The organism is Treponema sp. HNW (assembly GCF_050320395.1).
Taxonomy (GTDB): Bacteria; Spirochaetota; Spirochaetia; order Treponematales; family Treponemataceae; genus Treponema_C.
The window spans coordinates 543,714-558,310 of sequence record NZ_CP144459.1; the positions used below are offsets into that span (position 1 = coordinate 543,714).

The 14,597-nt window shown below is 47.4% G+C and carries 11 protein-coding genes; 8 read left to right on the forward strand and 3 right to left on the reverse strand.

Going from position 1 to position 14,597, the window contains the following annotated elements; translation table 11 throughout:
- The first annotated feature begins 33 nt into the window (after positions 1-33).
- The 4 genes from V1L52_RS02510 to V1L52_RS02525 all read left to right on the forward strand — a co-directional run bounded on the left by V1L52_RS02510 (position 34) and on the right by V1L52_RS02525 (position 5,597).
- Complete coding sequence (locus tag V1L52_RS02510) at positions 34-2,289, forward strand: FAD-dependent oxidoreductase (protein WP_428770728.1); 2,256 nt, start codon at positions 34-36, stop codon at positions 2,287-2,289.
- A gap of 372 nt (positions 2,290-2,661) precedes the next feature.
- Complete coding sequence (locus V1L52_RS02515) at positions 2,662-3,867, forward strand: ATP-binding protein (protein WP_428770729.1); 1,206 nt, start codon at positions 2,662-2,664, stop codon at positions 3,865-3,867.
- A 74-nt stretch (positions 3,868-3,941) separates the two neighbouring features.
- Positions 3,942-4,559: a class I SAM-dependent methyltransferase gene (locus V1L52_RS02520; RefSeq protein ID WP_428770730.1), complete on the forward strand. Its 618-nt coding sequence runs from the start codon at positions 3,942-3,944 to the stop codon at positions 4,557-4,559.
- Positions 4,560-4,742: 183 nt separating this feature from the next.
- Complete coding sequence (locus V1L52_RS02525) at positions 4,743-5,597, forward strand: AraC family transcriptional regulator (protein WP_428770731.1); 855 nt, start codon at positions 4,743-4,745, stop codon at positions 5,595-5,597.
- Positions 5,598-5,844: 247 nt separating this feature from the next.
- On the opposite strand, the gene V1L52_RS02530 is transcribed toward V1L52_RS02525, so the two are convergent.
- The 3 genes from V1L52_RS02530 to purA all read right to left on the reverse strand — a co-directional run bounded on the left by V1L52_RS02530 (position 5,845) and on the right by purA (position 10,927).
- Positions 5,845-7,824: an FAD-dependent oxidoreductase gene (locus V1L52_RS02530; protein WP_428770732.1), complete on the reverse strand. Its 1,980-nt coding sequence runs from the start codon at positions 7,822-7,824 to the stop codon at positions 5,845-5,847.
- Positions 7,825-7,965: 141 nt separating this feature from the next.
- A complete protein-coding gene (locus V1L52_RS02535) occupies positions 7,966-9,693 on the reverse strand; it encodes an AMP-binding protein (protein WP_428770733.1) in 1,728 nt (575 codons plus the stop codon).
- On the reverse strand, positions 9,677-10,927 hold the full coding sequence (gene purA, locus V1L52_RS02540; protein WP_428770734.1) for an adenylosuccinate synthase: 1,251 nt from the start codon (positions 10,925-10,927) through the stop codon (positions 9,677-9,679). The genes V1L52_RS02535 and purA overlap by 17 nt, the downstream gene beginning before the upstream one ends.
- Positions 10,928-11,053: 126 nt before the next feature.
- Between purA and V1L52_RS02545 the strand changes: the two genes are divergently transcribed.
- From V1L52_RS02545 to rsmG, 4 genes are read left to right on the forward strand one after another with little or no spacing between them, the layout of a single operon-like run.
- Entirely contained in the window at positions 11,054-11,842 is a 789-nt protein-coding gene (locus V1L52_RS02545; RefSeq protein ID WP_428770735.1) for a 16S rRNA (uracil(1498)-N(3))-methyltransferase, read from the forward strand.
- Positions 11,839-12,645, forward strand: a complete 807-nt coding sequence (locus V1L52_RS02550) for a hypothetical protein (protein ID WP_428770736.1) — start codon at positions 11,839-11,841, stop codon at positions 12,643-12,645. Before V1L52_RS02545 ends, V1L52_RS02550 begins: the two co-directional genes overlap by 4 nt.
- A complete protein-coding gene (locus V1L52_RS02555) occupies positions 12,632-13,759 on the forward strand; it encodes a hypothetical protein (RefSeq protein ID WP_428770737.1) in 1,128 nt (375 codons plus the stop codon). The genes V1L52_RS02550 and V1L52_RS02555 overlap by 14 nt, the downstream gene beginning before the upstream one ends.
- Entirely contained in the window at positions 13,756-14,484 is a 729-nt protein-coding gene (rsmG, locus tag V1L52_RS02560) for a 16S rRNA (guanine(527)-N(7))-methyltransferase RsmG (RefSeq protein ID WP_428770738.1), read from the forward strand. The genes V1L52_RS02555 and rsmG overlap by 4 nt, the downstream gene beginning before the upstream one ends.
- Positions 14,485-14,597 lie beyond the last annotated feature (113 nt).

Sequence of the window (14,597 nt, forward strand, 5' to 3'; positions counted from 1 at the left end):
TATACAAACACATAATTTCATAGGAGGTTAATTATGAAATTGCGCGATAACCGCTTTTTTTCAAAAATTGCGATTTTATTCGTTTGTTTGGCTTTGATTTTTGTACTCGCTGCCGGATGCCGCAACGACGGTACTTCAAAAATCAAATGGGATTATGAAGCCGATGTCGTTATCATCGGTGCAGGCGGTGCGGGTTTGCCCGCCGGTTTAAAAGCTTTGGAAGACGGAGCTTCGGTTTTATTCGTCGAAACCAACTGGGATGTCGGCGGACACGCGGCGGTCAGCGAAGGACAACTTCACTCAGGCGGCGGTACCGTTTCGCAGCAGGAATGGGGAATAGAAGATTCGGCGGATTTATACTATTTCGACCATACCCGCGGCGGAGCTCCCGATGCCCGGTATAACGACCGTATTCAAGTCCGCTCGGTTGCCAACAGTATGGCAAAGGCCTATGACTTTATCCTTAAAAACGGAGTTAAGCTTCTCGATATTGAACCTATGGTACGAAACTACTATAGAGACGGCGGAAGCGACCCGGACAGCGTAGGCCGTATGACCTATTCGGACAGCGGTGAATGGGTAAACGAATATACCGGCACCACTGCCGCAGGTGTGGCCATCACCCGCCCCTTGGAAAAATCGCTGCGCGATAAGGGGGCAAAATTCCTTTTGAATTATCACATGGATAAGATTTACCGTGAAAATCAACTTTCCGGAAAAGTTTTGGGCGTACAGGCCGGCTATACCCCCCATGTTCTCCCCGGCCAAACAGAGCCCTTAAAAAGCTTGATGTCGCAGGGTAATATTGAAAGTACAAAAAAAATGCTGAACATTAAGGCGAACAAAGGCGTCATCATTGCTACAGGCGGTTCAACCGGAAATGTGGCATTCCGCACTATGTTTGATGCACGGCTCGGCCCCGAATATGACGGACTCGGAGGAATGCCCTTCTCCGATCAGGATGCATCGGGTGAAATCGCCGCAATGGAAATCGGTGCCGCACTTGCATCTTTGTCGTCTTATCAAATGCAGGAAGGCGGCGCGCAAATGAAAGCTCCCAATCGTATCGGCTGCCAATACGGCTACGGAAGGGGCTTTATGCGCGACAGTAAAATCTGGGCATTGTCCAGAGCTACGGGTATTGAAATGGATCACAACAGTATGGTTATTGTCAATATGCTCGGTGCGCGTTTTGCAAACGAAGATGACTACCGCGGAGTATTCCCCGGCCACGAATACCAGCGCTTTCTTGAAAAAGCCGCCTCAAGCGTATTTATCGACCCCGACGGCGACGGTAATGCCGAATGTTACGGCGGTCCGATATGGGCGATTGTTGATGCGGAAGCCGCAAAGCGCAATGACTGGGTTATGGAACAGGGAGTACTCGACTTCGATAACGGGTACGCTTTTAAGGCCGATACTTTGGAAGAACTTGCTCAAAAAGTCGTTAACAAATACTACGAACACGTAAAAATGGATCCCAAAATTCTTGTTGACACGATTAACCGCTATAACCGTTTTGTGGCGGCGGGAAAAGATGAGGATTGGGGAAAAACCACATTGGTAAATCAGATTAAAAACGGCCCGTTCTATGCTTTGTGGGCCGTATCGAATTTGCACGATACGCTGGCAGGTTTGCGTGTAGATGAAAAAATGCAGGTTGTAGACTTGCACGGAAAATTGATTCCCAATCTGTTTTGTGCAGGCGAATCATGCGGCGGTATGAGGGTGCACGGTTTGGGCCGCGTTATTACAAGCGGTTACATTGCCGGCCGTTCCGCGGTTTCCGTAGATAAGGACGGATTTGCAACGGCAGACACCGCTCTTGATCCCGCTTATGCCGGAAGTGAAACCAATGGAAAAACAAAGACCGATAAGGCCGAATACTTCTCACTCCGCGGTTCCACCAGAGCTACAAAAACGCATTCCGAAAAAGAAGCCGAATTGGCGGCGCTGGCAAAAGGAAAAAAATCCGCCGCTGCGTCCGGTTCCATCTTCAATTATACAAGCATGACCAAATCGGCAGGCAACACCTTTACGGGAGCTTCCGATAAGGGGATGGGAGGTACTATCCGCCTACAAATCACCGTTGAAAAAGGCAGGATGACGGCTATAAAAGTAATCAAACACTCCGAAACAGCCGGTATCGGGCCGCAGGCAATAGAAAAACTTACCGCACAAGCCCTTCAAAGGCAAAGTGCCGATCTCGATGTTGTTTCCGGTGCAACCATGACATCGGACGCTTTTAAAGAAGCGTTGGCAAAGGCTATGAAAAAAGCCAAAATGTAATTTTTCCGCTGTGCCGCTAAAAATCAAGCGGTGCAGCCGATCTAAGAAAATCAATCCTAAGATAAGACGGGCGGTCCGAAAACTTCGGTTTTGAGACAGCCCGCTCCTTTTTTTTCAAGAGACTATTTAAAAAGGATATTGAAAAATAAGGGTACTTTTACCCTTATTTTTCAACATGATATAATCCGTATTTCGGATTCTGTAAAGAGCTGATTAAAAAAACACTTACTTGTACTTTTCTTTTGTAGCTCTATTTATTTCGATTATAATCGAAACTTGTAAGATAATATTCAATTTTGACACATATAAACGAAATTAAACTTGATTTATACCTAAATTTCAGGTATAATTAAAGCGGAAGGAGGTACAGGAATGAGTTATGTTATCAGACCGCGCTATCTTGAAACAATTCACAAATTTGTAGATACGCCCGTAATCAAGGTATTAACCGGCATGCGCAGGGTCGGCAAATCGACGATTTTAACCATTATAAAGGATGAAGTTTTAAGTTCAATTCCCGATGAAAATAAAATTTATCTTAACTTCGAATCCCTTGATTTGTTTTATATAAACACTGCCTCTGCTTTGCTGGAATACCTCAAGCCCATACTGGCGCGCATCAAAGGGAAAATGTATTTTTTCTTTGATGAAATACAGCTCGTGGATAAATGGGAACAGGTTGTCAACGGCTTGCATTCGGATAAAGACTGCGATATTTACATAACGGGCTCAAACTCAACCCTGATTTCCGGCGACCTTGCCACCCTCTTGGCGGGAAGATATGTCGAATTTGAAATTCAGCCCCTTACCTTCAGTGAATTTGCGGATTTTTTTAAGCATACGAATTTGTCTATCGATGAGCTTTTTTCAAAGTTTATTATACAGGGCGGCCTGCCTTTTTTAAAATATTTTAATTTGGAAGAATCCCCCGCCTTTAAATACTTAACCGATGTATACAATACCGTATTGGTAAAAGACGTTATGCAATACAATAACCTGCGCGATGTCGATATATTTAACCGTATTTCGGATTATGTTATTGAGAATATCGGACATACCTTTTCGGCAAACAGTATAAAAAATTATTTTAAAAGCGAAAACAGAACTGTTTCCGTGGATACGATACTGAATTATTTGGAGTATTGCAGCCGCGCCTTTATTATTAAAAAAGTGCCCCGCTACGACACGGCAGGTAAAAGGCTGCTTAAAATAGATGAAAAATATTATCTTAGCGACCACGGTTTTCGCCAGGCACGCGGATTTTCGAATACAAAGGACATTGAGCGCGTTTTTGAAAACATTGTCTATATTGAGCTTCTTTCACGGGGCTATGAAGTTACGGTCGGAAAAGTACGCGACAGAGAAATCGATTTTATCGCCCAAAAAGAAAACCGTCTGTGCTATTATCAGGTTGCATACACGCTTGGAGATGAAAAAACACGGGAGAGGGAATTCGGCGTATATAAGCTTATACACGATAATTTTCCGAAATATGTTCTTTCGGCAGACCGCATGGATTTCAGTCAAGACGGCATTATCCATAAACATATTACGGATTTTTTACTGGAAACCGTTTGAAAACCGTCTGTGCTGCCCGATTTTCATCTTGACTTTTGTACACCCGTGTGCAACATATATAAAAAGGAGCTTTCGTGATTTGGGATAAGGTTGCTTTTGTATACGATTTATTTGCGTATCTGTACAACGGAAAAGTGCATAAAAAACTGTGCGGAAAAATTGCGTCTATGATTGATGCCGAAGACGAGGTGCTTGAATGCGCATGCGGAACGGGTATGCTCAGCCTTTGTATAGCGCCTAAGTGTAAAAGTCTTACGGCCGGCGACCTTTCGCAAAACATGCTTAAACGGGCGCAAAAAAAATGCAGGGCATACAAAAATGCGGCATTTTCCGTGTCCGATATTATGAAGCTTGATTATCCGGATAATCGCTTCGATACGGTGATTGCCGCAAACGTCATTCACTTATTGGATGACCCCTATGCGGCTTTAAAAGAGTTGGAGCGGGTATGTAAAAACGGCGGAAAAATCATTATACCTACTTATATGAGCGGCGAAACGGAAGACCGGACAAACCGCATTGTGCAGGCGGCCGCAAAAACCGGCTCGGTTTTTAAACGTCAATTTTCGTATCACAGCTATCAAGCCTTTTTTGCCGAAGCGGGCTATACCGCGCAATACGATTTAATTGAAGGCAGGCTGTCATGCGCGCTTGCCGTCATCGAAAACAGGAAAAATCACGGCATCGGCTAAAGCAATGCACGATAATGGACGGAGAGCTGCCGGAAGCGAAAAAACGGCTTAAAAAATAAGATGAGTTCCGTTAATTGAATCGGATAAGAAAAACCGAACATCACCGCTACCCTTAAAAATCCGTACAAAAAATATCGGGTATGGAACGGCTTTTTGCGTTATTCTGTAAGCGGCAGGAACAAAATGAATATGATGAATTCTTTTAATAAAACAATGGACTACATTGAAGGCGAACTTGACGGAACAATCGACGAAAAAGAAATCGAACGGCTTTCACGTTATTCGTTTGCCCTTTTTTCGCGTCTCTTTTCGATATTAACCGGCTACACTTTGAGCGAATATATACGTCTTCGAAAACTGAGCCGGGCGGCCGCCGACTTGAGAAATACGGATAAAAAGGTTATCGATGTTGCGCTTTTGTACGGGTACGAGTCTCCCGACTCCTTTGCCGCCGCGTTTAAAAAATTTCACAATGCATCTCCGAGCGAAGTAAAGTGCGGAAAAGAATTTCAATCGTTTTCACCGTTGCGCCTGTCTTTAACCCTTACAGGAGGTCAAACGATGAAGGTTAAAATCGAAAAAAAGAAAGTTTTTACGGTTGCAGGCTTGAGCGGAACGGCAAGCGCGCCCGAGGATTTTCCGGCATTATGGAACAGGCTTTTTTCCAAAGCGCCGCATGAGGTATTGGCAAAGCTGGGAAACGGTCAAAGTTTCGGCATATGTACGGAAGTAAGCGACTGTAAAAGTTTTACCTATACGGCGGCCTACGATGTACTGCCCGACGCGGAACACAGGGAACGGGCGGAAGAGCTCGGCCTTTCAATTTTGGAAGTACCGGAAGCCGAATATGCGGTTGTTACGCTGAACGGGCCGGTTCCCGATTGTATACACGCAGGCTGGATGTATATTATGGAAACTTTTTTCCCCGAACACGGATACCGTCATGCCGGCAGCCCCGACTTTGAAGTCTATGCCCAAGGCGATATGTATTCGCCGTCCTACAGCATGGAACTGTGGGTACCGATTGTAAAAGAGTAGATAGCGGACAAAGGCGGTTTAACAAGAATTGCGTTTAACCGTATTTATAAAAAAATAACGGGGTTGTCTGAAAACTTCCGTTTTTTAGGCAACCCCGTTTTATTCGTGCGGAGGGTTTAATACCCCGACGCTTTGCGTCGTAACAAAGGGTATTAAAGCCGACTGCAACCACCTTATGAGAACAACATACCCCGATGCTCTGCGTCGGGGTATGTTGATTTACGTTTTTGAAACGCAGTGTTCAGCTTTATTTTGCATCGGCAACAATGGTGTCGCCTGCAAGTTTACCGAATACGACCGTGTCTACAACGGCATTGCCGCCGAGGCGGTTTGCACCGTGTATGTCGCCGGTAACTTCACCTGCGGCATACAAACCGGGAATAGCTTTGCCGTTTGTATCGAGTACGCGTGTTTTATCGTCGATAGCGATACCGCCCATCGTGTGGTGAACACATGCTTTGCGGGGCGTTGCGATCCACGGACCGTGCTCAAGTTTTACCGAATAAATCGTTCTGCCGAAATCGTCGCGACCGGAAGCTACACTTGCATTGAACGAATCGACGGTTGCTTTAAGCGTTGCCGCATCCATTTTGAGTTTTGCCGCCATATCGTCAAGAGTATCGGCTTTGTACATAAAGCCGTTTTTTTCGCAGTATTCGAATGTAAAGCCGTCCGCGCTTCTCCAGTTCGGATCGTTGATGTCTTTATATTTGTCACCGTCGGCGCATTCGAGTACATAATAGAACTGTTCCGGCTGTTTAAAGACTGCAAGACAGATGTCGTCGCGGCGGCCGCCTTCGTTTGTAAAACGCTTACCTTCTTTATTGACGAAGATGATTTGGTCGGTACCGTTTGCCGCACGCAGGGTATATTTCGATATTTGACCGTCTTTAAGGTTACCCAAATATAAAAGCTGAATTTGCTCCATATCGGCAAGGGCTGCACCCGCACCGGATGCCATGGTTATACCGTCGCCCTGAGAAGCAGAAAAGCGGTTTGTCGTTCCCACCGTGCTCAAGTCGCTCCATTTGCCCGATGTGTTGTACTGTTGTACCATCTTGCTGTTTGCGCCGAAACCGCCGGTTGCAATGATAACGCCGTCTTTTGCGGAAATTGTAAATTCTTTTCCGTTTCTATCGGCACACACAACGCCGGTTACTCTGTCGTTTTCTTTGACAAGCGATTTTCCGGTTGTTTCGACCATAATGGAAACATTGTCCATATTGGCGATATTTTCCACATAGGTTGAAAGAAAGCCCGTACCCAGTTTCATAACGCTGGTATGCGTGCGCTGCCAAAGCGAACCCGCACCCTGTGCGATTTTATCGGAGAATTTCATGCCGAGGCTTTCAATCCATTCCAAGCCGTCGTATGCATTGTATGTCAGCGTTTTAACGAGTGCAAGATTTGCCGTCTTATCGCCGCCGTTCCACGTTTGAAGCGCGTACCATTCTTTCGAGTCGAATAAATGCGTGCGGCCGCTTGCTTTATATGCATTCCACTGACTGCGCACAAGCGCCTGAAGGGCCGCGTGTTCGTCGCTTACCGGTTTTTCGGCAAGGGCGGCTTCAAGCGTCCGTTTTACGGAATCTTTCATGGTAACTTTTTTTTGCAGTTTTTCATCCGCGGCATTGTAGATGGCGCCGCACACGAGGGTGTCGCCGCCGACCGTACCGGTTTTTTCCACAACGATAACCGATTTGCCTTTTTGTCCGGCTGCAATTGCGGCTGCAAGACCGGCTCCGCCTCCGCCGACGACTACAACATCCGCACTTGTGTTTGACGGAGCTGCGGCGGGCTTTTGCGGTTTATTCCAATTTTCAATATTCGCATGTGCCTGCTTCAAACATTCGGATACCGCCATCGTGATTGCGCGGGAAGTAATCGTCGCGCCGGTTACGATATCGACATTGACGCTCTGGTTTTCGACAATCCGTTGCGGAATTACATCTACCGGTGTCAATCCGCCGACGGTGAGGACTTTTCCGTCCATGTTTTTTAAGGGGCTTCCGATACCGGGTGTTTCCGCCTCTTTGGTAACTTCAACACGTGCAATCTTTTTATCCTCGATTGTAACGCTTACTTCAATGTCGCCGTTCATACCGCCGATTGCGGCCGTATACGTTCCGTTTTTAGCGGATTTTCCGCCGCACGAAACGACACCGAACAAAAATACAACGGTAAAAAGTGCACATACCGTTTTTTGAAAAAAACGATTTTTTTTCATAAGATCTCCCTTTTCGATATAAAATTATTCTTATAGTAAAAGTATACCACAAGGTTCCCTTTCATGCAACTTTATTTTCCTTAAAAGTTAGTTAAATATAAAATTATGCCTAAATAACCGCGGCCGCAGGTTTAGGCATAATTATTTTTTTCCGCCGCTTCTCAGATTATACAGGTAACGCTTGATTTTTTGGCTTGCCGTTTTTTCAAAAGATTCGACCGTTTTTACCGAGCCTACTTTGGAAAAGCGGTTTACCTTATTGTTTACAAAAAACTTTATTTCCGAAAGTATTTCTTCCTGCTTGTACAAAATATTTTCTTTAATGTCTTCAACCGCCTGTCCGACTGAACCCAAAAGACCGCGGCTTTTTAATTTTTCTTCATCAAGCTGCACCAGGGCAACCAAGCCGTCGTCATCTTCGACTACAAGGGATTCTACAACGTCCGGATGCTGATTTAACACAAACTCGATATCTTCGGGGTAAATGTTTTCGCCGCCGGAGCCTAAAATCATATTTTTTAAACGGCCCTTTAAGGCAAGCCACATGCCGTTGTGCAGTTCTCCCAAATCGCCGGTTTTAAACCAGCCGGGACCGCATTCGTCTTCTTCGGCGGTAAATACGGCGGCGGTTAATTCGGGCTCTTTATAGTAGCCCTTCATAACGTTGTCGCCGCGCGCAATAACTTCGCCGATTCCCGTTTCAGGGTCGGGATTTAAAATACGCAGTTCTATACCCTGCATAATAGGGCCTATGGTGCCGGGTACCGTATTGGAAGGGCTGGAACCTGCAAGCAAAGGAGAAGTTTCGGTAAGGCCGTAACCGACCGCATACGGAAAGCGCGCGTCTTTCATAAAGATTTCGGCGGCGGGATCTATCTTCGCCCCTCCGATACCGAAAAACTTGATTCTTCCGCCGAACAGCTTTTTAAGCGAAATGCCCGCAATGCGGTGAAAAAGTTTTTGATAAAAACGTTTGCGGTACAGTTTTTTCAGCGTGTCCGATTTTGTAAAGGTCGGAATGATTTTATTTTTATAAATCTTTTCCATTATCATCGGAACGCTCAACACGATTGTGGGGCGTATCTTTTTAAAAGCGGGCAGGAGGGTAGATACGGCAGGAGCGCGTTCCAAATAGTACACGCACGAACCGTTTAAAAACTGCATAACAAAACCGATGGTAAATTCATACACATGCGACAGCGGTAAAAACGACAAACATTTGTCGAATTTATTTACTCGGTGTACGGTTTGGCACTGAATAGCCGTAAACACAAGATTTTTGTGCGATAATTCGACGCCCTTTGAGCGGCCGGTTGTTCCCGATGTGTAAATAATCGAGGCCGTGTCTTCTTCTTTTACGGTAACTTCCGGCGGGGATGCAAGACCGTTTGTGTACATGTCTATAGAGGAAGCATCGGCCGGAATATCTTTGCCGTTTTCCCGCAGTACGCGGTAGTCTTCCATGCGTATAATCGATTTTAAAACCGAAGCAGGGATTTTATCCAAGCGGCTTTTAAGCTTTTCGGAAACGATAATCACGGAAGCGCCTGCATGAGCAATGATGTTTTCAACTTCGGCTGCGGTAAAATCGGGCAAAAGGGGAACCGCAACGGCTCCCGAATTTACAATACCGAAATAAGCGGCACCCCAATTAGGGTCGCTCGTGCCGTATACGGCAACCCTGTCTCCGGAAGCGACTCCGAGGTGAAACAAAATGCGCGCCGCCTGAGCACTGCGTTCGGCAACTTGCGCATAGCTAAGCGGCGTTGAGTTTACAAACGAGAGGGCGGGGCGGTCTTTAAAGCATTCAATCGAGTGTTTAAAAAGCGCGGGAAAGGTATAAGAACCTAAATCATAAACCGTTACCATGTTCAGCTCCGCGGGTAAAGGGGTCAAGTCGCATAAAGGTGTCGGAGCGTTCGTAGCCGACGGATATAATGTTTACGGGGGTGCCGCAATAGTCTTCAATAAATTCGACATAAGAGCGCGCCTGCTCGGGAAGGTCGGTGTAAGAACGGCAGTTTTTCAAAGAGGTTTTCCATCCTTTAAATTGTTCGAGAACGGGTTTTGCCTTATTTAAAGCGCCGATGTCGGCGGGAAAGTCGGTTACGATTTTTCCGTCTATATCGTAGGCAACGCATGCTTCAATACCGTCAAGCTCATCATAGATGTCGAGATGGGTAAGTACCAGGTCGGAAATCGAGTTTGTGCGGCACGCGTAGCGCAGGGCAACCAAATCCAAATAACCGCATCTGCGCGGTCTTCCGGTGGTAACGCCGTATTCGCGTCCGGTTTCTCTCACGTAATGATACAGTTCGCTTTGGGTTTCCGTATTGAATTCGGTAGGCATGGGCCCGTTTCCGACGCGGGTCGAATAGGCTTTAAAAACACCCAATACGCGGTCTATATCGCGAGGCCCCATTCCCGCACCGACGGCGGCTCCCGAAGCGCAGGACATTCCCGAGGACACATAGGGATAGGTTCCCGCATCCAAGTCGAGGAGGGCTCCCTGGGCGCCTTCAAGCAGTATCTTCTTCCCTTTGAGCCGATACATTTCCGCGGTTATATCGACCTTCATCTTTTCCAAACGTTCGATATAGGGTTCGATAAAGGCGCGGTCGGCTTCATCGAGTTCGGCATATTTTTCTTTCCAAAACAGGTCGGCTATGCGGATGCCGTCGCGCTCGGATTTCATGGAATAAGCGGTACCGATACCCCGTCCGGTTGTTCCGATGGGGTGCTTACGCTCGCTGTCGCGTTTTTTATCGATTTCGCGGTAACGGGGAAACACCAGATGGGCGCGGTCTGAAATAAACACCCGGCCTTCCCAGTCTATGCCGTTTTCTTTAAGCATAGCCAATTCGGTAAACAGGGCTGCAGGATCTATAACCATGCCCATTCCCAAATAAACCGTTTTATCAGGATATAAGATACCCGAGGGAACCAAATGCAGGGCGTACTGTTTACCGCCGGTAACGATAGTATGACCGGCGTTTGCGCCGCCTGAATAACGGACAATCACGTCTGCCGAAGAAGCAAGGTAATCTACGATTTTTCCCTTACCTTCATCGCCCCACTGGGCACCGATAACTACTGTATTCATAAAAACAGTATAGCACAGGATAAGCTTCCTGCATAGACTTGCAAAACAAAATTGCGCAGGGTATACTGCTAAGGTAGCGATTTACCCTAGGTGTTACCGTAGGCAAATCGGTATCTTTAAACACCGATGAATATTGTTTTGTTTAGCGAACGCGATAATTATTTTTTCCCTTTGAACGATGAGCGCACGCGCCATATTTCCCGCATACTCAAAAAAAAAGAGGGCGATACCTTTGAAGCGGGCATTGAAGGCGGTATGGCGGGGAAGGCGCGTATTCTGTCTTTGAACGATGAGGGCTTGAGCTTTGACTTTACTCCCCTGAGCAACGGAAAGCCTCTTTTTCCTGTGGAAATGATTGTCGGCTTTCCGCGTCCCATTCAGCTCAAGCGCCTGTTCCGCGATATGGCCGGCTTGGGCGTTTCCCGTATTTTGCTGTGCGGAACCGAAACGGGCGAAAAATCCTATATGGAATCGAAAATCGTCGAAAGGGGGGCCGCATACGAGGCTTTAAAAGACGGCAGCATTCAGGCGAAAAGCACTCATATTCCGAAGCTCGATATATTTGCATCCGTAAAAGACTGCCTTGCATCTCTTAACGCGGAAAAACACGCCGCCGGCCGAATTTCCGTGTGTTTGGATAACGTAAAAGCCGGCATGCCCTTGGGCAAATATATAAAAAATGCACTCGGTACACGGGACGGCTTCGCACGGGGCTGTGTTCCGAGCGGGAAGGACTGCCCGTCAATCCTTGTGCGCGCGGCAATCGGAAGCGAAAGGGGCTGGAGCGATGCCGAACGTGAAGCTTTTCGCTCAGCCGGCTTTGAGCTTTGCTCGATGGGAAGCAGGGTTTTGCGCACCGAAACGGCCGCAACGGTATCGGCATCGATTATTTTGGAAGCATTGGGGGTATTATGAACTGCGAACAGGTAAAAAACATTCTTTTATCCATAGAAAACACCGATTTGGATTTTGAAATGATTTTCAGCGGAAAAGAAAGCAAAAAGGTAAACGGCTTATATAAGCCGGAAACGCGCGAAATTATTTTGCACAATAAAAACTTTAAAACAGACAATCAGCTTGTCTATACGGCAATTCACGAGTACACTCATCATTTATTGAACGAAGTACACTTGCGGGAAAATGCCGGCTTAAAGCCGCCGCAATATGCGCGTTCTCACACCAACGCGTTTTGGGCGAAGTTTCATTCCCTGTTGGAAATTGCAGAAGAAAAGGGCTTATATGTTATGGGGCTTGAGAACGCTCCGGAGCTTGCCGAATTGACCGAAAACATACGCAAAAACTATCTTGAAAAAAACGGTATTTTGATGCAGGAATTCGGAAAGCTTTTAGCCCGCGCGCATGAGCTGTGTATGGAAGCGAATATCCGCTATGAAGATTATATAGACCGCTGTTTAAAACTTCCGCGTCAAGCGGCGCGCAGTATCGTCAGCGTTTCGGCAGCCGATATAAATCCTGCGGTCGGCTTTGAAAATATGAAAATGCTTGCTTCGGTACGCAGCCCCGAAAAAAGAAAAGAAGCGCAGAACCTGCTTGAAGGCGGTCAAAGTCCCGATTCGGTACGCGCCCTTATGAAAAAAAAAGCCGACGATGTTGACGTTAAAACGCGCTTGGAAAAAGAAAAGGCGCGCCTTGAAAAAACAATCGGCATGTTGACAAGCCGCCTCGAAATGGTGGAGGAAAGCCTTGCAAACCTGTAAATGCCGCTTTCGGTGCGGGGGCTTTACGGGGCTTGTCCTTGCGATAAGCGCTGCATTAAGCGCAGTCTTTTCAGCTTCTCTTGCGGCGCAAAGCTCCTCGGCAGGGACTGTAGACAGTTCTTTTGCGCCCGTAACCGCTCCTCAGGCCCCCGTTCCTCCTTCGGTAACGCCTCCTGCAATTGAAGGAACCGCCGCACCGCAGCTGACCCCCTCATCGGATATGCATAAGGTTCCCGCCCGTCCCGAGCTTCCCCGAGCGCCTCAGCCTCCCGCAGCTTCTCAAAAGATGAGTTTTCCTCAAAATCCCGCTGTTCCGCGGACGCTTCAACAACCTTCGATGCCGGCGCAAACGGGCATGCCGAAAACGGCTTCCGGAAACTCTTCTCAAAGTTCTTTGAGCCGCGTTTCCAAGGGGGCCGTGCGAAACACTTCCCTAAGTGCGGCGGATATCGGTACGCTTTCATCCTTACTCGGAAGCGGAAATCTTTTGTCCATGCAGGGGCTCGGCGGAATGTTTTCCATATCCGGTATGCCCGACCCCCTGAGCGGCGGTGCTTCGGGAAACCTTATGAGCGGCGCCCTTGCCGGTGTAACGGGCGGGCAAAATCAAACGGCGGTTTTGCTCCAAGCCGTACTGGAAAAACTGGATGATTTACAAAAAACGCTTGAATCGCAAAATCCCGGGAAGGACGGTGCCGCCGGAAGCGATACAAAAGCGGTACAGGATAAGGGGGGGCAGGGCGGCCGTATTTTGCGCTTTATTGCCGGAAATTACAATATTCTTCCGTCATGTACGGCCGTTTTTATATCCCGGCCCGAAGCCGACGGGAGCTTTTTGCTCACCGGCGACCGCACATACCGCGCTTCCGATAAAATCTACCGCGAAACCTTTTATATGCTTTTTAAGGCTGCGGGGGCGGGAACCTTTAACGCAGCATTCAGCCTTTCGCAGCAGCCGGAAAATCATCAATCGCTGCTGTATGCTTTAACGCGGGCACCGTTTTTACAAGCAGTACGTACGGGCAATCTTGTAACCATGCGTGTTCTTACCGAAAACGTACAAACCGATTTACTTCTTGACATCGATTTTAACTCGCGAGGAAAAGACCGATGACAAGAAAAAACTGTCGGCAAACGGTGCAGCCGGAAAATCTTTTGTACGATGGCTTACGGGAACTCGGCATGGGCACGGACGAAGCTTTTTGCGCCTCGGAAAAACTGCACCGTTATGTCAGCGAACTTGAATTATTCAATTCGGTATACGATTTAACCGCGGCAAAAAATAAAGAAGAAATAGAAGTGCGCCACATTTTGGACAGCCTTGCCGCACGCAAAGAATTGCTTAAACTTAAGGAAATAGTGTTAAAACAAAAGCGGACGGCTGCGGCATCCGGCACGGACGAGGACTTTGTGATAGCCGACATCGGAACGGGCGGAGGCTTACCCGGTATTCCCCTTGCCCTTACCATGAGCGACACGAATTTTGTACTTGTCGAGCGCATGAGTAAACGCTGTCTTTTTTTGGAAAACTGCGCCGCAGTCCTCGGATTAAAAAACGTCCGCATAGAAAATATGGAAGCCGAAAGAATCGCACAAAACAGCTTCGACATTGCCGTGTTCAGAGCCTTTCGCCCGCTGGATAAAAAAATGCTCCGCATTTTGCTGAGGACTTTAAAACCGGGCGGCTTTTTGGCGGCCTATAAGGCGAAAAAAGAAAAAATCGATGAAGAAATGGGTGCCGTAAAGGAGTTTGTCCCGTCTTTTGAAGTGCTTCCCCTAAAGGTTCCTTTTTTGGAGGGACATGAGCGCAATTTGGTTGTCATTCCTAAGGAGAGGTAAAAGAGCGTGAGGGATTGAAGGGGGCGGGAGGGTGCGAGGCGGCTGCCGAGGCACAGCTCCCGCTTCCGAGCGGCGCGAGGAATGGAGCCGAACGGCGGAACCCCGCAAAGCCC

Coding starts and splice junctions, on each gene's coding strand:
- V1L52_RS02515 (WP_428770729.1), top strand. CDS start 2,662: ATGAGTTATGTTATCAGACCGCGCTATCTTGAAACAATTCACAAATTT.
- V1L52_RS02525 (WP_428770731.1), top strand. CDS start 4,743: ATGAATATGATGAATTCTTTTAATAAAACAATGGACTACATTGAAGGC.
- rsmG (WP_428770738.1), top strand. CDS start 13,756: ATGACAAGAAAAAACTGTCGGCAAACGGTGCAGCCGGAAAATCTTTTG.
- V1L52_RS02510 (WP_428770728.1), top strand. CDS start 34: ATGAAATTGCGCGATAACCGCTTTTTTTCAAAAATTGCGATTTTATTC.
- V1L52_RS02535 (WP_428770733.1), bottom strand. CDS start 9,693: ATGGTAACGGTTTATGATTTAGGTTCTTATACCTTTCCCGCGCTTTTT.
- V1L52_RS02550 (WP_428770736.1), top strand. CDS start 11,839: ATGAACTGCGAACAGGTAAAAAACATTCTTTTATCCATAGAAAACACC.
- V1L52_RS02530 (WP_428770732.1), bottom strand. CDS start 7,824: ATGAAAAAAAATCGTTTTTTTCAAAAAACGGTATGTGCACTTTTTACC.
- V1L52_RS02545 (WP_428770735.1), top strand. CDS start 11,054: ATGAATATTGTTTTGTTTAGCGAACGCGATAATTATTTTTTCCCTTTG.
- purA (WP_428770734.1), bottom strand. CDS start 10,927: ATGAATACAGTAGTTATCGGTGCCCAGTGGGGCGATGAAGGTAAGGGA.